We start from the raw sequence: 23,404 nt of genomic DNA, 5'->3' as shown, positions 1-23,404 counted from the left end.
GAGGCTGGCACATCATCAACCAGTGCGTACAGCCCTAAATGAATAGCATCCTGTTCCTGATCTTGCGTCGCCTGCGGCGGCCGCTGATCCTGATCATCGTTTGCTTTTCGATTGCCATTTTCGGGCTTACGCTCATGCCCGGGCTCGACAACGAAGGTCGCCCATGGCACATGAGCATATTCGAAGCGCTCTATGTCATCAGCTACACCGCAACCACCATCGGGTTTGGCGAAATCCCGTATGCCTACAGCCAATCCCAGCGGCTGTGGCTGACGATCTCGATCTACCTGACGGTGATCCCATGGTTTTACGCCATCGGCAAAATCATCACGCTGCTGCAGGACACCGCGCTGAGGGCGGCAATTACGACAGAGCGTTTCGCCCGCGCCGTAAAAGCGCTGCAGGAACCGTTCTACATATTATGCAGTTATGGCGAATCTGCCAGCGTACTGGCCAGGACACTGGATGAAAAAGGCATGCGTGTCGTGGTCATTGAATCGCAGCAGGAGCGTTTAAACGAACTGGACCTGGCCGAAACCTACAGCGTGATTCCACACCTGTGCGCAGATGCAAAACTACCAGAAAACCTGATCCGCGCAGGCGTGCATCATCCGCTTTGCAGTGGCGTAGTCACGCTGACCGACAACGACGAAGTCAACCTTGCCGTGGCGGTTGCCGTCAAGCTGATGAACCCGACCCTGCCGGTACTGGCACGCGCCGAGCGTGATGATATTGCAGCCAATATGGCATCGTTCGGCACCGACCACATCATCAACCCCTACACATTGTTTGGTGACCAGCTGGCAATGCGGGTACATGCCATCGGCACTTATATCCTGCATGAATGGCTGACGGATGTTCCGGGTGACACGCTGCTGCCGCCTGAAACGCCCCCTAGGGGCCGCTGGGTCGTATGCGGCTACGGTCGTTTCGGAAAATCCGTGGTGGAAAACCTGGAGCGCGAAAACATTACGACCACTATCGTAGAAGCGATGCCGGAACTGACTGGCTGCGATGAATGTATTGTCGGCAGCGGCACCGAGTCGAAAACACTGCTGGAAGCGGATATTGAAAACGCTGTCGGCATCGTAGCCGGCACCGACAATGACATCAATAATCTGTCTATCGTCATGACGGCTTATGAGCTGAATCCAAAACTGTTTGTGGTGATACGGAAAAACCGGCGCCATAACGATACCCTGTTCAGGCAGTTTAATGCCGACATCACCATGCAGCCTACCGAAATCATTGCGCACGAGTGCCTGGCGCACATGATTGCACCCCTGCTAGCCCAATTCCTGACCCTGGTGCGCAACCAGAGCAACAGCTGGGCGAATCAGCTCATCAGTGAACTGGTTTCGGTCGTCGGCGAAACCGTGCCGGAAAGATGGGCGATCACAGTCAGTAAAGACAGCACGCCGGCCATTGCAGAACTGCTGGGCAAGAGCACCCCGGTCTCCCTGCACAACCTGACGCAGGATCCTGCCAACCGCAGCATCCGGCTCAATCTCGTACCGCTGCTACTGCTGCGCGATGGTGTGCCCATGCTGGTACCGCCGGTTTCGACTGCATTGCAAATGGGTGACCGTGTCCTGTTCTGCGGCACCCCTGATGCCAGGTCTGCGCTGCCCACGCTACTCAACAACAGCAAAATACTGACCTACGTCATAGATGGCATTGAAATACCGGATAGCCTGGTCTGGCGCTGGCTAAAGCAGAAACTGCAATAAACTACTCATTGCAGTAAACTACTCATAGTGTGACCACATCCTTAATACTTTTATGATTTTTTCTGCATCCAGCACCTGATAAACCAAACGATGCTGGATATTGATACGACGCGAATAGGCGCCTGTTAAATCCCCCACAAGCTTTTCATAAGGCGGAGGGTTCTGAAACGGATTTTCAGCCAATATATCCAACAGCTGCAAAGCCTTGTCTTTCAACCCTGCTGCCGCAAGATTCCTGGCATCTTTCTGCGCCGCTTTCGTGTACAACAGCTGCCAAGTTGCCATTTATTACCAATCCAGCGTATCGGCAAGCTCGGTCACAGGCGTGCTCATGCCCTCACGAATAGACTCACGCATATTGGGAACGGATAGTAAAAACAAGGTTTCCTGCATGGCCGCCCAGTCTTCTGCTGAAACCAGCACAGCGTTATTGCGCTTACCTGTAATCACCAAAGGCTGATGTGATTCAGCCGTTTCATCAATCAAGCGATATAGATTAGTACGTGCTGTACTGGCTGATAATGTCTGCATAATTAAATCTCCGATAAACCAGAAACAATGGTACGCTTTTACGTACGAAATATCAATGGATAATCTTTGTGCAAATCATCTTTTAGGCTAAATGCCTACCAATCACATCATTCTGACGGAGCCCTGGAATGATATGAGCATTATTTCCCCCGCATGAACATCTTATCCAGATCACCCATGGACACCTGGAACCAGGTTGGGCGGCCGTGGTTGCACTGGCCGGAGCGTTCAGTCGCTTCCATATCACGCAGCAATGCATTCATTTCAGTGATCGTCAGACTGCGGTTTGCGCGCACGGCCGCATGGCAGGCCATAGTTCCCAGCAATTCATTGCGCCGCTCGGTCAGCGCCCTGCTCGCGCCGTATTCGCGTAAATCCCTGAGCACATCCCGCGCCAGTTCCACCACATCCGAATTCTGCAGCATGGTTGGCACCGCGCGTACCGCAAGTGTGGTCGGTGACAGCACGGCAATATCGAAACCCAGCTGCCGCAAGCTGTCATCATTCATGCCAAGCACTTCCTGCACCGCTGTCACTTCAAGCTTGTCTGCATTAAAACTCACCGGCAGCAGCAAGGGCTGCATCGGCACGCTTTGGCTATCCAGCGCGGATTTGAGTTTTTCATACATGATGCGTTCATGTGCGGCGTGCATGTCCACCACGACCAGTCCCTGCGCATTCTGTGCCAGTACATAAACGCCATGGATCTGCGCTACGGCAAAACCGAGCGGGTATTCTTCCGTATGCGGCTGTGGCTGGTTAAGCGCACTTTCAGTTTCAAATTCAGGTGCGTAACACACCGGGCTTGCATATTGCACCTGCGCGCTGCCATTGCCTCCTGCACCCATTCCCCTTGTGCCGAACATGGTGTCGTAAAAACCGGCCGGCTCGCTTGCACGCAGGTTGATCTGCGACTGATAAGCAGGGTAAGGAGTATTCGAAGGCTGCTGCTGGCTGAATGGGTTATACCCGGCCTGGCTGGCCGTCACCGCACTGGATACGCCGGTAGGCGTGCCCAAAGCCTTGTTCAGTGAGTGGAATATAAAACGATGCATTGACTGCGCATCCCTGAACCTGACCTCGGTCTTGGCAGGATGCACATTCACATCGACCAGTACGGGGTCAAGCTCCAGAAACAGCACGAATGCCGGATGGCGGTCATGATGCAGCACATCCTGGTATGCCTGGCGAATCGCATGCGCAATCAGTTTATCGCGCACAAAACGGCCATTCACATAGACATACTGGGTATCGCGGCTGTTACGGTTAAACGTAGGCTTGGCTGCCATGCCCCATAAACGCAAGCCGGCCGCGGACTCATCCAGGCTGATCGACTCTGCGGCAAACTCGCTGCCCAGTACCTCGGCAAACCTGCGTTCCGGCTGGCTCGCCGCATAGCGGCTCAGGGCACGGCCATTGTGCTGCAGCATCAGCGCGACATCCGGGCGCGAAAGCGCGATCCGGTTAAACACCTCTTCGCAGTGACCAAATTCGGTGCCTTCCGTTTTCAGGAATTTGCGGCGTGCCGGCGTATTGAAATACAGGTCTGAAACCTCGATCACCGTGCCGGCGTCCAGCGCGGCAGGTTCAATCGCGGAAATATCGCTGCCTTCCGAAGTGATGCGCCATGCGTGTTTTGCCTGAACCTGCCGGCTTAGCAGCTGCGTGCGCGAAATGGAAGCGATGCTTGCCAGCGCCTCACCGCGAAAACCCAGGCTGGCGACCGATTCCAGGTCTTCAAGGCTGGCGATCTTGCTGGTGGCATGGCGCGTCAACGCAAGTTCAAGGTCTTCTTTCGCCACACCGCTGCCGTTATCCGCCACCCGTATCTGCTTGATGCCGCCTTGCAGCAGGGCCACCTGAATATCCGTACTGCCTGCATCCAGGCTGTTTTCAAGCAACTCTTTCAATGCGGATGCCGGCCGCTCCACCACCTCGCCTGCGGCGATCTGGCTGATAAGCTGGTCGGGTAATAACTGAATATGCATGGGATTGATCAATAGGTTCAAGTTAACTTTAACGATGGTTATTTTACCTGTTTTAAGCTAAATTCCTGAAAGTATGCATTCAAACTCCAAAGATTTATCAGTCACCGGTTTCACGGATAGTTTCAGCGTTGCCCGCAGCCTGAAACGCCACCATCATTTTTACCTGGGGCCGACCAACTCCGGCAAAACCTATCAGGCACTGCTTGCACTGGAGAAAGCGCAGTCCGGCGTATACCTGGCGCCGCTGCGGCTGCTGGCAATGGAAGTCCGCGACAGGCTGGTTGCTGCAGGCGTACCCTGCAACCTGATTACCGGCGAAGAGCGCGTGCTGATGGAAGGCGCGAGGCATACCGCTTCCACCATTGAAATGATGAACCCCCGCACGCAGGTTGAAGTTGCCGTTATTGATGAAATCCAGATGCTGCTGGATCCGGATCGCGGCTCGGCATGGACGGCTGCTTTAGTGGGCGCCCCTGCCGCCAAAGTTTTCATCTGCGGCTCGACTGCGGTCACCAAGCCTTGTATCGACGTGATTGAAACGCTGGACGAAAGCTATGATGTCACTTATCTGGAACGTAAAACCCCGCTGGTGCTGGAACATGAAAGCCTGTGCGGCAAACGCTACAGCAAACAGAAGTTAAAGCCGAAATTGCAGAAAGGCGATGCAGTGATTGCCTTCAGCCGCAAGGACGTGCTGACGTTCAGCGCAAGGTTCAGGCAATGGGGATTTACGGTAGCCACCATTTACGGGGCACTGGCACCGGAAGTGCGCCGCACCGAGTCCGAGCGCTTCAGCAGCGGCCAGGCAGACATACTGGTGGCCACCGATGCGATTGGCATGGGCCTGAACCTGCCGATACGGCGCGTGATCTTTTCGCATATCCACAAGTTTGACGGCATTGCCCCGCGCATGCTCAACATGACAGAAGTGCGGCAGATCGCAGGCCGCGCCGGCAGGTTTGGCATTTATGACACCGGCTACGTGAATGTGCTGGAGGAGGATGAACTGATCCATATTGAGCACATGCTGACAGCAGATGATACCGCAGACCTGGCAAAGCTGCCTGTCAATATCGACATGATGCAGATTGATGGCATTGCCGCTAAACTGCACACGCGCAAAATATCCGAGATCCTGATCTACCACCAGGAGCGTACGCGTTTTTCGCATGCGCTTTTTGCAATGGCTTCAGTTAATAGCCAGATCAACCAGGCATTGCTGGTAGATGAATACGCTCCCGACATGTCCTTGAAAGACAAGTACATATTTACCTGTGCACCTATCTCGCTCAATGTAGCGTTTGAAAAAGACTATTACCTGCTATGCCTGCAAAGTGTCGCACAATCCAGGGCAAGACACCTCCCTCTCCGCCCTGCCTGGCTCGATTCAGAAAGCCCGAAGCATCTGGAACAAGCGGAACTGCTCAGCCACAACCTGAGCCTGTATGCATGGCTCAGTTTCAAGTTTCCGCAGTTTTTCACGGACGGCAGGCTGGTCACTGCGTTACGGCAGCAAGTCAGCCGCTACATTGAGCGTGCCTTGCTCACGCAGTCTGGCTACGGTGATACCAGCCGTGAAATCGATTACCTGATGACCGGGAAACGGTGATGGGTGCCATCAAGACGATACATCAATCGAGATTCACTGTTTCCAGGTAATCCGGCACCTCCGCGTGCCAATGCAATTCTTCTTCAACATGGCGCCGCATGCTATCGGCGGCTACCGGTTCACCGTGTACGATAAAGGTCTTTTTAGGTGCAGATTCAAAACCCCGGAGCCAGGTGATGATCTCGGAATAATCGGCATGTGCCGAAAGATTGGTGATGGAGGTAACAGTTGCCCTTACCGGCACGTATTCACCATGTATCTTGATTTCTTTTGCGCCATCAAGCATGGCTGCGCCGCGTGTGCCTGCTGCCTGAAATCCGGCAAACAGAATGGTATTGTTGGATTTTGGCGCAAATGCTTTCAGGTGATGCACCACCCGCCCGCCCGAGGCCATGCCGCTGGCTGACAGAATAATCATCGGGCCTTTCATCTGGTTCAGGGCGCGCGACTCCTCGACGCTGTTTACCATACGCGCGGTGCGGCTCAATGCGGCACATTCTTCTTTTGACAGCCGGTGTTCGCCGCGGTGTTTGCTGAATATCGCCGTTGCATCCACGGCCATCGGGCTATTCAGGTACACCGGGATATTGTCTGCGATAGCGCCTGAAGCCTTAAGCAGATGAATGTAATACAGCAGCTCCTGCGCGCGCCCGACGGCAAACACCGGTATCACGACCACGCCCTTGCGCTTCACGGTTCTGTTGATGATGGTCGCCAGCTTCAGCATCGGGTCGTCACGCTCATGCAGGCGGTTGCCGTAAGTCGACTCCAGCAGCAGGTAGTCCGCCTGTTTCACCGTCACCGGGGGTTTCATCAGGATGTTATTGGAGCGACCTATATCGCCGGAGAACAGGACGGATGTCTTTTTGTTATGGATGCGCGCAAATGCCGACCCCAGGATATGCCCGTTAGGATAATACCTGAGCGTAAGGTCATCGCCGATATTGATGTCCTGGTCGAACGGCACCGGGGTAAGCAACTCCAGTGCTTTGAAGGCATCTTCCGTTGTGTAAAGGGGCAATGCCGGATGGTGTTTGGAAAATCCGCGGCGATTGGCATATTCCGCTTCTTCTTCCTGCAGGTGCGCCGAGTCGGGCAGCAGGATCTTGCACAGGTCGCGCGTTGCCTCCGTGCAATAGACCTTGCCGGAAAAACCGTTCTTCACGAACAGCGGCAGGTAGCCGGTGTGGTCAATATGTGCATGGGTCAGCACCACCGCATTGACCTCTGCAGGCTTGATCGGCAGCTGCGCCCAGTTTTTCAGGCGCAGTTGCTTCAACCCCTGAAACAGGCCACAGTCGATCAGGACACGATATTTATCACTGGTCAGTAAATACTTGGATCCGGTTACAGTACCCGTTGCGCCTAAAAACTTGAGTTGCATGCCATCCCTCCTTGGTAAAAACTGCCCGCCTTCAAACCTGCGACATCACCCGGCCTAGCCTGGCATTGGTCAATCCAGCGCAATCTTGGTCTTGGCCAGCGCGGGGTTGGTCGCAAAATACTTTTTGACACCCTCAAAAATAGAAGTGACCAAAGTATCCTGATAAGTTTCATCATTCAGCTTGCGTTCTTCTTCCGGGTTGCTGATGAACGCAGTTTCAACCAGTATGGATGGAATATCCGGTGATTTCAGTACCGCAAAACCGGCCTGCTCCACATGGTTCTTATGCAGCTTGTTGATGTTGCCGATCTGACCCAGCACAGCCTTGCCAAGTTTCAGGCTATCGTTAATCGTGGCCGTCTGCGATAAATCCAGCAGTGTCCTCGCCAGCACCGGGTCTTTAACATTCAGGCTTACGCCACCGATCAGGTCAGACTCGTTTTCCTTTTTAGCCAGATAGCGTGCACTGGCGCTGGTTGCCCCTTTTTCAGAAAGCGCAAATACCGATGAACCGCGTGCCGCCGGGTTGGTGAACGCATCGGCGTGGATAGAGATAAAAAGATCAGCCTGCAATTTACGCGCCTTCACCACGCGGCCATGCAGCGGAATAAAATAATCGCCGTCACGCGTCAGTACTGCCTGCATATTAGGGTCGCTATCAATTTTAGCTTTGAGTTTTTTCGCCACCATCAAAGTGATGTCTTTCTCCCGGCTGCCGCTGGCGCCCATTGCTCCCGGATCTTCCCCGCCATGCCCCGGATCGATCGCAATCGTGATTTTACGTACCCCGTTACTATCCATGCCCGGATTGGGAATGTTCTTGATGCTTGCGCCATCCGGAACGAATACGGTTTTTTCAACGGCTTTATCACCGCTTTTTGCAGCGCTCGCGCCAGATGCAGGGCTTGGGCTGGCGGTTGCAGCCTGCACGTCCTGCATTGCCGGTTCAACCTCAGGCTTGACTTCATTCTTCTGCGTAATGATCTGCTGCTCAACATTGCCATGCGGTAACGGTTTAGGTTCCGCTGTCAGCTGCGGCTGCGCTGCCGCAGTGGTTTCTGCCGGTCTGGTGCCCTGGTCAAGCTCCGCAAGCATGGTCATGAGCGGGTCTTTAACCGGGTAAATATCCAATACCAGCCGGTGTTTATAATCACCCGCCGGTGGCAGCGTAAAGATCGCAGGTTTGACTTCCGTTTTTAGATCCACGACCAGGCGCACTGTGCCTGGTTTATATCTGGCCATGCGCAGCTGAGCGATATACGGGTCATTGCTCAGTATCTTTTCACTTAACGACTTCAGGGCAGGATTGATATCGACATTATCAATATCGATCGCGATGCGCTCAGGGTCTTTGAGCAGCGTCATTTTATAAGCAATCGGCTTACCGGCTTCCAGCGTGATGCGCGTATAGTCCTGAGCCGGCCAGACACGTGCGGCGGTGACGATGTTGTCGGCCGCATATGCTGCCTGGGTGGCGAAAATGCCAAAAACAAAGGCCAGGCCTGATACTGCAGCGAATATGCGCTTTGCCATAAAATTTTCCATGCCGTGAGTCATCAAGTATCGAATCATATTGTGAATACCAAACATACTTATTTGAATTTGATGTGTTGAATGCACTGCTGCCCGCGTGCAGTGTGCGCTGAAACACGGACACTGCGGCCAGTTTCCCTGATAATAAAACTGATTTCAATATCAGGTTCCGGCAATACCTGTGCCGCTTTTTCCGGCCATTCAATCAGGCATACGCTATGCGGATTGAAGTGATCCCGGAACCCGGCGGCTTCCCATTCCTCATCGTCGTTAAACCGGTACAGGTCAAAATGATACAGATCCAGCTGCGCTGAATGGCTATCCAGCATTTCATAAGGCTCGACCAGCGTATAAGTCGGGCTTTTCACGCGCCCCACATACCCCAGGCCACGCAGCAACCCGCGTACCAGGGTCGTTTTGCCGGCGCCCAGATCCCCATGCAGGTAAATGGTCAGGTTAGGTATGATCACCCCGGCTATCGCAGCACCAAACTCAATCGTTGCCGCTTCGTCTGCCAAATCAAGTGTAAAATCATCCCCCATGACCGACTCCACCACCCAACCCGTCAATCTGCAAATGCAAAAACTGAGTGCCAGCATCAAAGACTGGGGACTGGCACTGGGTTTCAATCATGTCGGCATTACCGACACTGACCTGCATGAGGCCGAAGCCAGGCATCAGGATTGGATAAAAAAAGGTTTCCATGGTGAAATGGATTATATGGCAAAACATGGCATTAAGCGCACCCGCCCTGCCGAATTAGTGCCAAAAACACTGCGCGTGATTTCCGTGCGCATGGATTACCTGCCGCCGAATGCAGCCGACAGTGAAAGTATCCTGCACAACGGTGAAAAAGCCTTTATTTCACGCTACGCACTGGGTCGCGATTACCACAAAGTCATGCGCAGCAGGCTGCAGAAACTTTGTGAAAAGATCCAGGCCGAACTCAGCACACTCAACATTCCCTCTCCCTGCGAGGGGGAGGGTCAGGGTGGGGGTGGCGATAAAACCACCCCCGTATTTGAATACCGCGTGTTCACCGACAGCGCGCCGGTGCTCGAAGTCGCTCTCGCAGAAAAAGCCGGGCTGGGCTGGCGTGGCAAGCATACCCTGCTCATCAACAAAGATCGCGGCTCATGGTTTTTTCTGGGCGAAATCTACACCAACCTGCCGCTGGCAACCGACGCGCCGGCAAGCAACCACTGCGGCACCTGCTCCAGCTGCATGGAGGTATGCCCGACCCAAGCCATCACCGCGCCGTACGAAGTCGATGCGCGGCGCTGCATCTCCTACCTGACCATTGAATTAAAAGGCAGCATTCCGCTTGCACTGCGCCCGCTGATCGGCAACCGCGTTTACGGCTGCGACGACTGCCAGCTGTTCTGCCCGTGGAACAAATTCGCCGAAATCACCAGAGAAACCGATTTCGCAGTAAGGAACGGATTGGATGACATCAGCCTGATCGACTGCTTCAACTGGAGTGAAGATGCGTTCAAGGCCAACATGGCAGGCAGCGCCATCTACCGTATCGGTTATGAGCAATGGCTGCGCAATATTGCAATCGGCTTGGGCAACGCAAAGACCTCGCCTGAAATTGTCGCCGCACTGCAATCACGCCTGAATGAAGCCTCTGAGATGTTGCGGGAACATATCAGCTGGGCGCTTGATAAACATTTGGCAGGAAATATTTGATTCAAAAAGAAAAATTTAATGAAGAAAATTTACCTTTTATTATTAGCGATACTTCATGTATTAATTCTCACGGGATGTTTTTCAAATTGCAGCGTTTCTGGCTGTTAATTAACTAATAGTTACACTTTTAACTACTGATAACGAAGCGCTTCAATCGGATTCAGCCGCGCCGCCTTGCGTGCCGGGTAAAACCCGAAAAAAATGCCGACACTGGCCGCTACCGCAAACGCCAGTGTAATTGACTGCGTAGTCACGATTGCATCAGTACCGGTGAAGTTCTTTACCAGCATCGCCCCGCCTACGCCTATCAGTATGCCGATCACACAACCCACGATAGAAATCACAAACGCTTCCAGCAGGAACTGCAGCAGGATGTCGCGCTCGCGGGCGCCTATCGCCATGCGGATGCCGATTTCACGCGTACGCTCCGTCACCGACACCAGCATGATATTCATGATGCCGATGCCGCCCACCAGCAGCGAGATTGAAGCGATCGCCCCCAGCAGCAGCGCCATCGTGCGCGTAGTTTCAGCGGCGGTATTCGCAATGGCGGTCAGGTTGCGCACGGAGAAATCGCTGTCGGAACCTTCGCGTATATTATGCCGCTGCCGCAGCAGGTTGTTGATGTCTTCTTCAGCCTGCGGCATGGCTTTATCTGACTCAGCCTGCACCATCATCATCCTGACGCTGCCGGGCACCTGGTTGCCGAACAACTTACGCTGCGCCGTAGTCAGCGGCACGATGATGGTATCGTCCTGATCCCGTCCATCAAGGCTCTGGCCTTTGGGATTCAGGACCCCGACCACCATAAACGGGCTTTGCCTGATCCGGATCGTTTTGCCTACCGGATCAACAGTGTCGCCAAACAGGTTATCTGCAACGGTTCTGCCGACCAGGGCAACCCGCGTGGCAGAACGCATGTCAGAATTGGAGAAGACATAACCGTCATCAATCACCCAGTCACGAATTTCCATATAGCTTGGCGTAGTGCCAATAATCGTCGTGTTCCAGTTGTTGCCGGCATAGATCACCTGCGCACTGCCCATCGTGGTCGGCGCAACGCCTGCGATGCCATCCAGTTCGCCAATGGCGTCGGCATCCTTTACGTTCAACGAAAGCGCATTGCCCGTGGCCGACCTAGCTCCGCCGGCATTCGGTGGCCCGGATAGCACAATAAACAGATTGCTGCCCATGGAGCTGATGGACTTTTTGATGGACTGCTGCGCGCCTTCGCCTATGGCCATCATCATCACCACCGCGCCCACCCCTATCATCATGCCCAGCATGGTCAAGAATGTGCGCATGCGGTTTGCACCCATGGCATGCCATGCTTCACCCAGCATTGCCGTAAACATCAGTTTGCCTCCGTTGCCGCGGGCAATGCGTAGCTGTCATGCACGATTTTCCCGTCCAGGAAACGCACCTGACGTTTTGCATGCTCGGCAATGTCGGTTTCATGCGTGACCAGTACGATGGAAATTCCTTCGCTGTTCAGGCTATCAAACAGCTGCATAATCTCTTCACTGGTCTTGCTGTCAAGGTTGCCGGTGGGCTCGTCGGCCAGTATCAGGCGCGGGGTATTGATGAGCGCCCGGGCAATCGCCACGCGCTGCTGCTGCCCGCCTGATATCTGGCTGGGACGCGAGTTAAGATAATTGCCGAGGCCGACTTTAGCCAGCACCTGCGCCGCTTTCTCATGCCGCGTCTTTTTATCCACACCGGAATACACCAGCGGTAAAGCGACATTATCCAGCAGGCTGGAACGGGCAAGCAGGTTAAAACCCTGAAACACAAAGCCTATCGTCTTGTTTCTCAGCCGTGCCAGGGCATTACCCTCCAGCTGCGCGACCTGATGTCCATCCAGCAGGTAATCGCCGTCTGTTGGCCGATCCAGGCAACCCAATATATTCATGAACGTGGATTTTCCGGAGCCGGAAGGCCCCATGATAGCCACATAGTCACCGCGTGCTATGCTCAGGTTCACATCTTTAAGCACAGGAAAAGCGCCAGCCGCGGTCTGGTAATCCTTGTAGATATGGTGCACTTCAATCACATTGCTCATCTGGAGGTATTTGCCGTCAAGAGTTAAAACATTCGCGGCGCACGCATCGCGTTAGCCGGCGCCTGGCCATCAGCCTGGGCATTGCCGGTAATCACCTGGTCGCCCGGCTTCAGCGTATCGCTGATGATTTCAGTCAGCTTGCCGTCCGTAATGCCGACCTTGACCTGCCGCACTTGCGGCTTGCCATCCTGCAGCACAAATACTTTGCCACGCCCGAAACCACCGGCCTCCGCCATCTCGGCAGGTTTTTTCCTGCGGCTCTTGCCCTGCCCCTGGCCGGCATCGCTGCCATTCCCAGTCGCCTTGACGCCTTCGGCATCGCTATCAAGCTTGGGCTTATAGCGCAGCGCGGCATTGGGCACCAACATGACGTTTTCATGCTTTGCGAACACAATGCTCACATAAGCCGTCATGCCGGGCAGCAGTATCTGCTGCGGGTTATCCACGGAAATCACCACATTATATGAAACCACATTAGAGGTCGTGACCGGATTCAGGCGTATCTGCTTGACCGTTCCCTCAAAATTCAGGTTCGGGAAGGCGTCAACACTGAATCTGGCAACCTGCCCGACTTTGATGTTGCCGATATCCGCCTCGGCAAAACTGGTATCAATCTGCATCTTGGACAGATCCTGTGCGATCTTGATCAATGTCGGCGTCTGGAAGCTCGCGGCGACTGTCTGGCCGACGTCGATCTGCCTGTCGATCACAATCCCCGATACCGGTGAGCGGATGATCGAATACGACAGATTGGTTTTATCACGCTGCAATTGGGCTCGCGCACTTTCCAGCACCGCCCTGGCAGACTTCAATGCCTGTACCGACTGGTCCAGCTCCTGCCTGGACACATACTCCTGCTCATATAGCGATCTGATTCTGGCCTCATTCGCTTTGGCAAGCTCTACCGAGGCTTCTGCATTGCGCACACTGCCTTGCGATTGTGCTATCTGTGCTGTAAATAAAGCATCGTCCAGCTCCAGCAGCACCTGGCCTTTTTCCACCTTATCGTTGAAATCCACATACAGCTTGCTGACCCGGCCTGAAACCTGCGTGCCTACACTTACCAGTGTGACCGGGTTGATCGTGCCGTTGGCGGAGACGGCCTGTTCCACATTGCCCTGCGTCACCGCCCCGAACTTATACAGGTCTTCCGGCTGTGCCTGCCTGCTGTTTTGATAGAAATAATAGCCGCCTGCCAGCAACAGGATCGCGACCAGCGGCAGGGTGGATTGTTTAATGATTTTTCTCATGGATGTACTTTTAAGGAGCCTCTTCTGTAAGTGCCTTACCGCCACCCGGCAAGGACTGGATCATCACACTGTCAAGCGAGCCGATCGCCTGTGCCAATGCGGCACGGGCGATATTCCGGCCGAGATCGGCCTTGATTTTCTGCTGATCCGCACTTGCCAGCGCACTCTGCGCATTCAGTGTATCGATGATATTGCCGACACCAGCCTTGTAACGCCCGAGCGCCACACGGGCTGATTCTTTTGCGCTGCTGACCAGTGCCTCGGCCGATCTGATCGTTTCATGTGCAGTCCGCAGGTTCTGGAACGCAGTCCATACATCCAGCGATATCTGCAGTTTCAGCTGCTCGCGCTGCGCTTCCCTGGCCTCTGCCGTTGCTTCTGCCGCACGTATTCTATACGTTGGCCCGTAACCGGCAAAGATCGGCACTGTCACCGTCAGCCCCAGTGTGGATGTGCTGCTGGAAGACAGGCTGCTGCCATCCTGAAAACTGTTGGATACCCCGACAGAAACAGTTGGCTTGGCCGCCGCACGGCTTGCTTCGATACTGGCTTTTGCCGCACTGACCTGCGCCTCGCTCGCCATCAGGTCCGGACGGCGCACACGTGCATATTCGATAAGCTGGTTGATATCACGCTCTATTTCCGCTGTATTGACCGGCGAATTCACGCCAGGCGCCAGCTTGAGCGGCGTATTGGCATGCAAGCCCATGACATTGGCCAGGATACCGTAATCGGTTTTAAGGGTGCCTTCGGCACTGATCCTGTTCAGCACAGCCTGGGCATAAGCGGTTTCTGCCTGCAGCTTATCAGCCGGCGTGGATACACCGGCTTTATATTTAGCCTCTGCCGCCTTGAAGCTTTCCAGGTTAAAGCGCTCCGATTCCCGGGTGGCGTCCAGCAAGGCAATGTCCGTCTGCACCTGATAGTAGGCTTTTACGGTCGACAGCAATATATTCTGGACAATGGCGCTCTGGGTCGCGCTGACTGCATTCAGCAACTGGCGCGCGTTTTCCAGCGCAGCATCACGGTTGCCAAAGTCATAAAGCAGGTAAGAAACGGCAAGGCTGTTGCTCAGATTATTGAACTCACGCCCCCTGCTGGCTGATTCAGGTCTCACGAAGTTCTGATTCGCGCTGATACTGTCAGTCACGGTCGGCAGAAAGGCTGACTTGGCAATGCCCAGCTGCGCCGCCTGCACCTTGGCATTTGCATAGGATTCCCGCGTCTGCGGGTTGTTGCATAAAGCCGCTTCCGTAACATCGGCCAGAGTCAGCGCCCGGCTGACATCCAGGCCGGTGCAGGTCTGTCCTGCCATTTCAGGTTTGAATCCTGCGCCATACACAGCAGGCGGCAATTCCAGTGCGGTAGATAAAGGATCCGCATCCCCATACCAGATCGAGCCTGCGGCCATGGCCTGTGGAACTGCCACCAGGGCGGATGTCAGCACCAGTGCAGTAATAATAGGTCTACGCAACATATCTAGGTATCATTTCTGGGTATCATTTCTGGGTATCATTTCTGGGTATCATTTCTGGGTATCACTCCCGTACATTATTTATGCGCATCATTAAAAATATTCTTAAAAGTTCGATCCAGCATGCATGACCTTCTCATTGAAATTTGCATCGCAGCTATCACTGCAACGATTGTAGCCGATTAAAGTTTCACTATTATTTTTCGTCATCCACTATTATTTATTTTTGTTATCACCGTGCGCTTGTCGATAGACTGGATGCAAGCCATTTAATTCATTATGGCATGATGATTTCTTCAAGACTTGATTTGCAGCAAATTCAACTGCCGCAAAAGAGGTATCATGCCGCCCATACCGATAACGCTAAACCTAGTCAAAACAGATGCTGCATCCGATGCCTGTCCAAAACATAAAACATGCCGTGCAGATATGAATGTACAAGCAATCAAATTCATCTACAATCCTCACTCATGACCGCGCGCAACAACAACTCCAGCTCATTTATGCTCAACCTGCTCCTGGCATCGATTTGCCTGGTGATTTACAGTATTTTATTCACGGTTTATGTACTGGCGGAAAAACGGATCGATTCCGCGAATGAGTTACGTCATCAATCCTTCCTGCTGGCAAACGAACTGCGTCAGTCTTCGGATGACCTTACCCGCACCGCACGCGCTTATGTCGCCAGCGGCAATCCCTTTTACAAACAGTACCATGCTGAAATCATTGCCATCCGTGACGGCAAGCTCCCGCGCCGCCATGAATATGACATTGCCTATTGGGATTTCAGCCATCAGGATAACCGGCCATCAGGCTCTGTTCCCGGCGAGACACATCCGCTGATGGAACTGATAAGCAAAGCGGGATTCAGTGAAAAAGAGCTTGCCAAGCTATCCGAAGCCAAAAAGAAATCTGACCAGCTCACCAGTACCGAGTTCGCGGCGATGAAGCTGTTTGAGGCCTCGAAACATGCCGACGATGAACATCATACCGCGGCGCTGCAACTGCTGCATGACGATGCTTACAATCAGGCAAAAGCCGAGATCATGAAACTCATCGCCGATGGCTACCGCATGATGGAGAAACGTACATCCGACCTGGTGGGCTCCGAGTTAAAGCTCGCCCTCTATAGCCGTTATACGCTTATCCTGGCTGGGCTCATGCTGATCTTTTTTTTATGGAGGACATACCAATCCATGCGCGCAACGCTGGGCGCCCCGCTTTACGATGTGCAGTCACAGATCGCCAGGATAGGCAGCGGCGACTTCGAAGATGCGATCCCGGTCAGCAAAGGCATGGAAAACAGTGTCATGGGCTGGCTTTCGGAAACACAGCGGCGACTTTCCAAAGCACGCGCCGATAACGACAGGCTCACACGTTTCTATGCTGCGCTCAGCTATTGCAACGAAGCCATTGTGCGCAGCAAAGACACGACGGAACTGTTTGACACCATCTGCCGTGATGCGGTGGCGCATGGCGGCATGAGCATGTGCTGGATAGGCATTCACGATGAAACCACACATCTCGTGAACCCGGTTGCAGCCTATGGGCAATATACCGAATACCTGAACGGCATTGAGATATCGACGCTTGCCGACCACCCTTCAGGCCAGGGCCCTACCGGCATCTCCATACGTGAAAACCGGCCGGTCTGGTGCCAGGACTTTACACACAGCCCGATGACAGCGCCGTGGCATGAGCGTGGCAGGAAATTCGGCTGGAATGCATCAGCCTCTTTGCCGCTTCATCAAAAAGAAAAAGTCATTGGCGCCATTACTTTTTACTCTACCGAACTCAATGCATTCGAAAAAGATGTGCAGAAACTGCTGTCGGAGATGGCATCGGACATCAGTTCTGCCATCAACCGTTTTGAAGATGCGCTGCAAAAAAACAAGATGCAGGACGATTTGCGTAAATTATCACTAGCCGTAGAACAAAGCCCGAACTCCATCGTCATTACCGACCTGGATGCCAGAATTGTGTTCGCGAACTCGGCTTTGCTCAAGTCATCAGGCTATAGCGAAAGCGAAGTCATCGGCCAGAACCCGCGCATCCTTCAATCCGGCAAGACCTCGAAACAAACCTACGCCGATATGTGGGCAACCATCACCCGCGGCGAAATCTGGAAAGGCGAGCTCATCAACCGCCGCAAAGACGGCACTGAATATGTTGAATATGTCATGATTTCCCCGATTCGTGACGATGAAGGCAATATCTCGAACTACCTTGCCATCAAAGACGATATTACCGAGAAATTACAGGCTGGTGAACGCATCCAGTTTCTTGCGCATTTCGACCAGCTTACCGGCTTGCCTAACCGCACCCTGCTGCAGGATCATTTCCGGTATGCACTCAGCCTGGCGCAGCACAGCAGCAATAACCTTGCGATCATGCTCGTAGATCTGGATCATTTCAAATACATCAATGATACCCTGGGTCATAGCATAGGCGACCAGATGCTGATAGAACTGGCAAAACGCATCAAATCCGTACTGCGCGACGAAGACACCGTGTCACGCTCAGGCGGTGATGAATTCGTGATCGTCCTACCTACGGCATCGGCAAATAATGCCGCCAATCTTGCTGATAGATTGCTGGAAATCATTTCCGGCCCTTTCGTCGTCGACCAGCATGAACTGATTACCACCGCCTCGATAGGCATCGCCATCTACCCGGATGATGGCAACGACATAGAAATGCTTTATAAAAATGCCGACAACGCGATGTATAAGGCCAAGCAGGCTGGCCGCAACGGCTTCCGCTTCTTTACACAGGAAATGCAGTCCAACACTGAACGCAACCTGCAGCTGGCAAACGCTTTGCGCTTTGCGATTGAACGCAACCAGCTGGCGCTGCATTACCAGCCGCAGGTTTCTGTAGATGATGGCCATATCATCGGCGCAGAAGCTTTAATCCGCTGGCAGCATCCTGACCTGGGCATGATAGCCCCCACTGAATTCATTGCTGTTGCCGAAAATACTGGACAGATTGCGAAAATCGGTGAATGGGTACTGCGTAACGCAGCCAGGCAGATGAAAGCATGGCTCGATGCCGGTCTGACCATACCAGTGATTGCTGTGAATATCTCGGCGATACAGTTCCGTGACAGCAAATTCCCGGTACTGGTCACCTCCATCCTTGATGAGGAAAACCTGCCGCACCATTACCTGGAACTGGAACTGACGGAAGCGGCCGCGATGGATAACCCGGAAGCCGCGGTCACGATGATGGACAAGCTGGACAGCCTGGGCATACGCATGTCGATAGATGACTTTGGCACCGGTTACTCATCATTAAGCTACCTGAAACGCTTTAAGGTATACAAGCTGAAAATCGACCGTTCTTTTGTACACGACATCACGGAAGATGCTGAAGACAAAGCCATTGTAGCCGCCATCATCAACATGGCGACCAGCCTGGGGGTACGCACCATTGCCGAAGGCGTGGAAACAGCAGGCCAGCTGGCTTTCCTGCGTCTGCAAGGTTGTAATGAAGTGCAGGGTTATTATTTCAGCAAAGCGATGCCTGCGGAACAATTTGAAACCTATGTCAGGACAGCCGTTTCTATCGGCCCGGCATGACAGGCTGATACAGGCTGCGGCTCTATTGAAGCTGAACCTGTAGCGCTGAACCTGTAGTGCTGAACCTGTAGTGCTGAACCTATAGCACCGATATTGATAGTGCTGGAACGCGGCGCTGTATTTCAGCCGCAGGTTTTCTGCCGTGCCAGCAGCGCCGCCCCGATGATGCCAGCCTGGTCGCCCATAGCGGAAATACGCACATTGACCTTGCCGCGCAGTACAGGAATCAAGTCCTGATCCAGCCTTTGCTCAAACGCCTGCCGCATCAACTGCCAGCCGGCGCTCATGCCGCCGCCAATCACCACATCCGTGACATCGATGACTTTCAGGATATGCGCCAACGCCTGTGCCAGCGATTCGCCAGCCAGCGTATAAGCAGCCTGCGCACGCGGGTCGCCGGACTCGGCGCGGGCAGCGATTTCTGCCGCACTGCAACTGCTGCCGGTAGATGCCTCATATGTGATCGCAACGCCACTGGCTGAGGCATACTGCTCCATGCAGCCATAATTCCCACAGCCGCATAAACGGCCACCTGGCGCAACGATCAAATGCCCGATTTCCATCGCTACACCGTGCTGCCCGGCAAAAGGCTGCCGGTTCAGTATCAAGCCGCCGCCCACTCCGGTGCCAAGCCCCAGGTAAACCAGGCTGCCAACAGTCCCGGCAGCCGCAAGCTCACCGTATGCCGCAGCCAGCGCATCGTTCTCGGTAATCACAGGCATTGCGATCAATGCGCTGAGGTCTTGGCTTAAATCCACATCAGACAAGCCCGGCAGGTTCGGGGATAGGGAGATTTTCTGTGTGTGCGGATCGATAAACCCGGGAAAACCGATACCGACAGCGGCAACGGCCGGATATGACGCACGCACGGTGTCGATTGCGTCCGCTATCGTACCCAGGATTTTTCGCCAGGCTTGTTCAGGCGCTTGCTGATGAGATTTGCAGAATCCGGAAAAATCTGCCTGAAACCGCATCTCCTCGAGCAGCTGCGGAGGGGCGCCAGTTGCATCGCCACACTCTACTACGCCTAAACGCAGGTTTGTGCCGCCGACATCGATCCCTATCAACAAAGCCATGATTCAGTGCCGGTCGCTGCGTGCAACCAGGTTTTTAAATGATGTTTTCTGCTGCTGCGTGAGCTGCTGCCAGTTAAAACGCCAGTGCCAGTTACCTGACGCAGTTCCGGGCGTATTCATCCTGTGCGTTGCATCCAGCGCCAGAATATCCTGCATGGGAATGATCGCGAGGTTGGCCGCGGACATCATCGCCATTTCAATCAGGGTATCCAGTATATTAAAGTCCTGGCACTGGCCTTGATTCTGACCCTGTTTTCCATTCTCGCGCAGATACGCATGGACATGCTCAAGCTGCCGTTCATCCAGGCTGTCATACCAGCCTATGGTCGTATCGTTATCGTGCGTGCCGGTATAAACCACGCTGTCAGGTTCGATGTTATGCGGCAGGTAAGGATTATCAGACTCGCCGCTGAATGCGAAATGCAGGATTTTCATGCCGGGCAGATGATATTTTTTCCTCAAGGCATCGACTTCCGCGGTGATAATACCCAGATCTTCAGCCACCAGGTCAAGATTCGGCAGCGCGGTTTTAATTGCGCCAAGCAAAGCATCGCCCGGAGCAGCCACCCACTGCCCGTTAATGGCCGTTTCTTCATTGGCCGGGATTTCCCATGCGGCTTCCAATCCCCTGAAATGATCAATACGCACGATATCAAACAGTTCGGCCTGCGTGGTCATGCGCCCTACCCACCAGGAAAACTTCTTCTTGGCCATGGCTTGCCAGTTATAGTGCGGATTACCCCAGCGCTGGCCTGTAGCCGAGAAGTAATCGGGCGGCACGCCGGCCACTACCGTCATATTCTGCTCTGCATCCAGCTTGAACAGATACGGGTGCGACCATACATCGGCACTGTCGTAGGCAACAAAAATCGGTATATCCCCGAACAATTTAATGTTCCTCTGGTTTGCATATTGCTTAAGCGCCATCCACTGCCTGAAAAATACAAATTGCGTGAATTTAATGACCGCAATTTCCTGAGCCAGCTCCTCCCTTGCTTCTCTCAATGTGGGGATATAGCGTTTTTTATACGCCTCCGGCCATGCCTGCCAGCCGGCCTGGTTGAATTTTGTACGCAAGGCCAGGAACAAGGCAAAATCATGCAGCCAATCAACCTGCTTGTCGCAGAAGTTCATGAAATCGGTGAACTCCTGGGTATCGGACCGCTCGGCAAAAGCTGAGTATGCCTTGGCAAGCAATTCGGATTTTTCTGTGATCAGGCCGCTTAAATCCTGCCTGGTGAGCAGGCCCTGTGCCTGCAAAGCTTCAAGGCTGATAAAGTCGGGGTTCCCCGCATGGGCTGAAAGGCATTGGTACGGCGAGTTATCGGCATGCGTCATGTTGATCGGCAGCGTCTGCCAGACAGTGGCGCCGATCTCATGCAGGAAATCGACAAACCGGTAAGCCTCTGCCCCCAGGTCGCCGGTGTAATAAGCACTGGGCAATGAACTGATGTGCAGCAGGACACCAGCGTGGCGTGGATTGTTCGATAATGGATTCGCTTGCAATGTCATAGATATTTTTTATTCTTAAAGGTCCGTACTTCAATTCAAAAACTCGGTCAGGTGATGAGCTTCCACTGTGTATTGCACGTCAGAATCAGACATAGCAGCTGTAATAGCAGTATTACATCATGACTGCCCTCGCCTCATGGTTCCGGCATTCTCGGAATTACCGCCGCCTGCACTGATCTTCTGGTGCAGGATCTCCGGCACCGGCTGGCCAAGCAGCTTGTACAGGTTGATTAAATTACGGCGGTAAAGCTGGTCAAAACTTGCAACACTATCCGACGAGTTATAGTCACCAAACCACCAGAACCAGTCGGAGCCTTCACAGATCGCCAGCTGCCGTTCACAGGCCTTGAGCTGGTCTGCCGTCAAGGTGTGCTGTGACACCACGCTGTCATAGGTTTTTTTGGCGGCACACAGCAAGTCCCAGGCCAGGTTTTTGTCTTTACTGCCGATCCAGGTGCTGAAAGTGCCATACACCCAACTGCCGGCAGCAACCTGCGGCAGCACAGGCGCCGATGATCCCTGATCAGGGGCGTTTGCATGTTGATACATGTCAACAATATCGCTGAATGTCGTCATTTTGATATCTGCATGGCTGGTGAGCGCTGCATACAGCTCGGTCAGGAAGTAATAGCCGTTGTAAGGGAAATACTCCCATGCATTTTCACCATCCAGAATCACACTCACGATCCTGGGCTGCTCAGTCGTATTGTTCTGCTGGATATTTTCAAGTGTGCTGATGAAATCATTCACGGCATCACGCGAGTGTATCTTTGCGTATTCAAAGCCAATCTTGTCGGAAAGCTGGTCATCCCTGAAAAAACACAGGATATCATTCACGCCATTGGTCACCCGGTAAGGCTGATAAAGGTAGTTATCCTTATGGGCATTGCTCAGATGTGACTTGAGCAGACTGTTTGAAAGAACCGACTGGCCGGTTGCCGCCCACTCCACGCCATGCTCGGCCATCAATGACAGCGCTGCATGCGAAACGCCGCCTTCCGCCGGCCACATACCGCGCGGCACCTCACCGAAATGATGTGCATGGGATTGCTTTGCGGACAGCAGGTGCGCAACCGCACGCGCCTGGCCGCCCTGATAGGCCAAGCTGTTTGGCAACGGGGCTTCCGGCATTGCATCCAGTGCCGACCTGAAATCAAGCAGCAAAGGCAGTATCGGGTGGTAGTAAGGCGTGGTCGAAATCTCGATCTGCTTGCGTGCCATCAATGCCTTATAACGCGGGATAAGGCCCGAAATGGTTTCGGTGATTACTGCAAACAGCTCGATACGCTCTTCATACGTGAACAGCACGCCTTTCGCCATCAGCCTCAGTACTACCGGGTTGTTGCGGCGCAGGCTCTCGCCGCACCATGCCAAGTGATACCACACCAGCAGATCAGCTTTGTATTGGGCAGACAGATAATGGAACTCATCCTGTGAGCCGCCCAATTGCTCGTTCATGATGGGTTCTACAAGCTGATACAGCTGCAGCAGGCGCTGATAATGCGGGAACGGGCTCAGCATCTGTTCATGATGGCTCTTAAAGCAGCTATCCACGATCAGGCAGCACTGCTCGTGACTGATTGCATTCAAATCATCATTCTGCAATAACGCCAGCAGCGGATCGCGTATCGTGTTATTTTTGAATTGCAGCGCGTAATCTTCAAGCTGCTCCAACAGGATCGGCACGAAATTAAAACTCACGCGCGCCTGCGGATTCGCCTCAAGGTGGTACACCATATCGCTGTAGTCTTTGATGGCGTGCAGATAGGTCCACGGCAGCACATACTCATTGGTCACCAGATCCCTATAATCAGGCTGGTGCATATGCCAGTACAGGTTGAGATATAACTTTGGACGGTCAGCTTTCACTTCAGAATAAACCTTAACTATTAATCAATACTTTAAAACACTTTTAACACCGGGGCGAATACTTAATCATCCAGCAGCCCGCGCTCTTGACTTAAGTATTCTGGTTTGAAACT

At 53.5% G+C, this 23,404-nt stretch carries 17 protein-coding genes; 4 read left to right on the top strand and 13 right to left on the bottom strand.

The features are described from left to right. Positions 1-38 precede the first annotated feature (38 nt). Complete coding sequence (locus GQ51_RS01145; protein WP_047548757.1) at positions 39-1,730, top strand: potassium channel family protein; 1,692 nt, start codon at positions 39-41, stop codon at positions 1,728-1,730. Between the two features lie 18 nt (positions 1,731-1,748). Here GQ51_RS01145 and GQ51_RS01140 read toward each other — a convergent pair whose 3' ends face one another. The 3 genes from GQ51_RS01140 to mutL form a co-directional block, all read right to left on the bottom strand. Then, the gene (locus GQ51_RS01140) at positions 1,749-2,015 is read right to left on the bottom strand and encodes a Txe/YoeB family addiction module toxin (RefSeq protein ID WP_047548754.1); all 267 of its coding nucleotides are present in this window, start codon (positions 2,013-2,015) and stop codon (positions 1,749-1,751) included. Positions 2,016-2,018: 3 nt separating this feature from the next. After that, a complete protein-coding gene (locus GQ51_RS01135; RefSeq protein ID WP_047548751.1) occupies positions 2,019-2,261 on the bottom strand; it encodes a type II toxin-antitoxin system Phd/YefM family antitoxin in 243 nt (80 codons plus the stop codon). Between the two features lie 140 nt (positions 2,262-2,401). Then, the gene (mutL, locus tag GQ51_RS01130) at positions 2,402-4,249 is read right to left on the bottom strand and encodes a DNA mismatch repair endonuclease MutL (protein ID WP_047548747.1); all 1,848 of its coding nucleotides are present in this window, start codon (positions 4,247-4,249) and stop codon (positions 2,402-2,404) included. Between the two features lie 73 nt (positions 4,250-4,322). Between mutL and GQ51_RS01125 the strand changes: the two genes are divergently transcribed. Further along, on the top strand, positions 4,323-5,858 hold the full coding sequence (locus tag GQ51_RS01125; protein WP_047548744.1) for a helicase-related protein: 1,536 nt from the start codon (positions 4,323-4,325) through the stop codon (positions 5,856-5,858). A gap of 22 nt (positions 5,859-5,880) precedes the next feature. On the opposite strand, the gene GQ51_RS01120 is transcribed toward GQ51_RS01125, so the two are convergent. The 3 genes from GQ51_RS01120 to tsaE all read right to left on the bottom strand — a co-directional run bounded on the left by GQ51_RS01120 (position 5,881) and on the right by tsaE (position 9,317). Further along, entirely contained in the window at positions 5,881-7,242 is a 1,362-nt protein-coding gene (locus GQ51_RS01120; RefSeq protein ID WP_047548742.1) for an MBL fold metallo-hydrolase RNA specificity domain-containing protein, read from the bottom strand. 69 nt (positions 7,243-7,311) lie between these two features. Further along, complete coding sequence (locus GQ51_RS01115; RefSeq protein ID WP_052177631.1) at positions 7,312-8,775, bottom strand: N-acetylmuramoyl-L-alanine amidase; 1,464 nt, start codon at positions 8,773-8,775, stop codon at positions 7,312-7,314. Positions 8,776-8,834: 59 nt separating this feature from the next. Next, positions 8,835-9,317, bottom strand: a complete 483-nt coding sequence (gene tsaE, locus GQ51_RS01110) for a tRNA (adenosine(37)-N6)-threonylcarbamoyltransferase complex ATPase subunit type 1 TsaE (protein ID WP_047548741.1) — start codon at positions 9,315-9,317, stop codon at positions 8,835-8,837. On the opposite strand from tsaE, the gene queG reads away from it, so the two are divergent. After that, positions 9,316-10,467, top strand: coding sequence for a tRNA epoxyqueuosine(34) reductase QueG (gene queG / locus GQ51_RS01105; RefSeq protein ID WP_047548738.1), 1,152 nt, complete (start codon positions 9,316-9,318; stop codon positions 10,465-10,467). The genes tsaE and queG overlap by 2 nt on opposite strands. 131 nt (positions 10,468-10,598) lie before the next feature. Here the strand turns inward: queG and GQ51_RS01100 are convergent, their stop codons facing one another. From GQ51_RS01100 to GQ51_RS01085, 4 genes are read right to left on the bottom strand one after another with little or no spacing between them, the layout of a single operon-like run. Beyond that, on the bottom strand, positions 10,599-11,822 hold the full coding sequence (locus GQ51_RS01100) for an ABC transporter permease (RefSeq protein ID WP_047548736.1): 1,224 nt from the start codon (positions 11,820-11,822) through the stop codon (positions 10,599-10,601). Beyond that, positions 11,822-12,529: an ABC transporter ATP-binding protein gene (locus GQ51_RS01095; protein WP_047548733.1), complete on the bottom strand. Its 708-nt coding sequence runs from the start codon at positions 12,527-12,529 to the stop codon at positions 11,822-11,824. Before GQ51_RS01095 ends, GQ51_RS01100 begins: the two co-directional genes overlap by 1 nt. A 23-nt stretch (positions 12,530-12,552) precedes the next feature. Continuing rightward, positions 12,553-13,779, bottom strand: coding sequence for an efflux RND transporter periplasmic adaptor subunit (locus GQ51_RS01090; protein ID WP_047548727.1), 1,227 nt, complete (start codon positions 13,777-13,779; stop codon positions 12,553-12,555). A gap of 10 nt (positions 13,780-13,789) precedes the next feature. Continuing rightward, positions 13,790-15,256, bottom strand: coding sequence for a TolC family protein (locus GQ51_RS01085; RefSeq protein WP_052177630.1), 1,467 nt, complete (start codon positions 15,254-15,256; stop codon positions 13,790-13,792). Positions 15,257-15,756: 500 nt separating this feature from the next. On the opposite strand from GQ51_RS01085, the gene GQ51_RS01080 reads away from it, so the two are divergent. Then, entirely contained in the window at positions 15,757-18,834 is a 3,078-nt protein-coding gene (locus GQ51_RS01080) for a sensor domain-containing phosphodiesterase (protein ID WP_235276134.1), read from the top strand. A gap of 122 nt (positions 18,835-18,956) precedes the next feature. Here GQ51_RS01080 and GQ51_RS01075 read toward each other — a convergent pair whose 3' ends face one another. From GQ51_RS01075 to GQ51_RS01065, 3 genes are all read right to left on the bottom strand, one after another. After that, entirely contained in the window at positions 18,957-19,910 is a 954-nt protein-coding gene (locus GQ51_RS01075; protein ID WP_047548722.1) for an ROK family protein, read from the bottom strand. A 3-nt stretch (positions 19,911-19,913) separates the two neighbouring features. Beyond that, positions 19,914-21,422, bottom strand: a complete 1,509-nt coding sequence (malQ, locus tag GQ51_RS01070) for a 4-alpha-glucanotransferase (RefSeq protein ID WP_047548721.1) — start codon at positions 21,420-21,422, stop codon at positions 19,914-19,916. Positions 21,423-21,539: 117 nt separating this feature from the next. Next, a complete protein-coding gene (locus GQ51_RS01065) occupies positions 21,540-23,291 on the bottom strand; it encodes a glycoside hydrolase family 57 protein (RefSeq protein WP_047548712.1) in 1,752 nt (583 codons plus the stop codon). Positions 23,292-23,404: the final 113 nt, after the last annotated feature.

It is taken from the genome of Methylotenera sp. G11, from assembly GCF_000799735.1.
Lineage (GTDB): Bacteria > Pseudomonadota > Gammaproteobacteria > Burkholderiales > Methylophilaceae > Methylotenera.
Note: the sequence above shows the minus strand (reverse complement) of the source record. Positions and strands in the feature narration are given on the sequence as shown.

Coding starts and splice junctions, on each gene's coding strand:
- GQ51_RS01100 (WP_047548736.1), bottom strand. CDS start 11,822: ATGTTTACGGCAATGCTGGGTGAAGCATGGCATGCCATGGGTGCAAAC.
- GQ51_RS01125 (WP_047548744.1), top strand. CDS start 4,323: ATGCATTCAAACTCCAAAGATTTATCAGTCACCGGTTTCACGGATAGT.
- GQ51_RS01085 (WP_052177630.1), bottom strand. CDS start 15,256: ATGTTGCGTAGACCTATTATTACTGCACTGGTGCTGACATCCGCCCTG.
- GQ51_RS01095 (WP_047548733.1), bottom strand. CDS start 12,529: ATGAGCAATGTGATTGAAGTGCACCATATCTACAAGGATTACCAGACC.
- GQ51_RS01145 (WP_047548757.1), top strand. CDS start 39: ATGAATAGCATCCTGTTCCTGATCTTGCGTCGCCTGCGGCGGCCGCTG.
- queG (WP_047548738.1), top strand. CDS start 9,316: ATGACCGACTCCACCACCCAACCCGTCAATCTGCAAATGCAAAAACTG.
- malQ (WP_047548721.1), bottom strand. CDS start 21,422: ATGACATTGCAAGCGAATCCATTATCGAACAATCCACGCCACGCTGGT.
- GQ51_RS01090 (WP_047548727.1), bottom strand. CDS start 13,779: ATGAGAAAAATCATTAAACAATCCACCCTGCCGCTGGTCGCGATCCTG.
- GQ51_RS01135 (WP_047548751.1), bottom strand. CDS start 2,261: ATGCAGACATTATCAGCCAGTACAGCACGTACTAATCTATATCGCTTG.
- tsaE (WP_047548741.1), bottom strand. CDS start 9,317: ATGGGGGATGATTTTACACTTGATTTGGCAGACGAAGCGGCAACGATT.
- GQ51_RS01080 (WP_235276134.1), top strand. CDS start 15,757: ATGCTCAACCTGCTCCTGGCATCGATTTGCCTGGTGATTTACAGTATT.
- GQ51_RS01120 (WP_047548742.1), bottom strand. CDS start 7,242: ATGCAACTCAAGTTTTTAGGCGCAACGGGTACTGTAACCGGATCCAAG.
- GQ51_RS01140 (WP_047548754.1), bottom strand. CDS start 2,015: ATGGCAACTTGGCAGCTGTTGTACACGAAAGCGGCGCAGAAAGATGCC.
- GQ51_RS01075 (WP_047548722.1), bottom strand. CDS start 19,910: ATGGCTTTGTTGATAGGGATCGATGTCGGCGGCACAAACCTGCGTTTA.
- GQ51_RS01115 (WP_052177631.1), bottom strand. CDS start 8,775: ATGGCAAAGCGCATATTCGCTGCAGTATCAGGCCTGGCCTTTGTTTTT.
- mutL (WP_047548747.1), bottom strand. CDS start 4,249: ATGCATATTCAGTTATTACCCGACCAGCTTATCAGCCAGATCGCCGCA.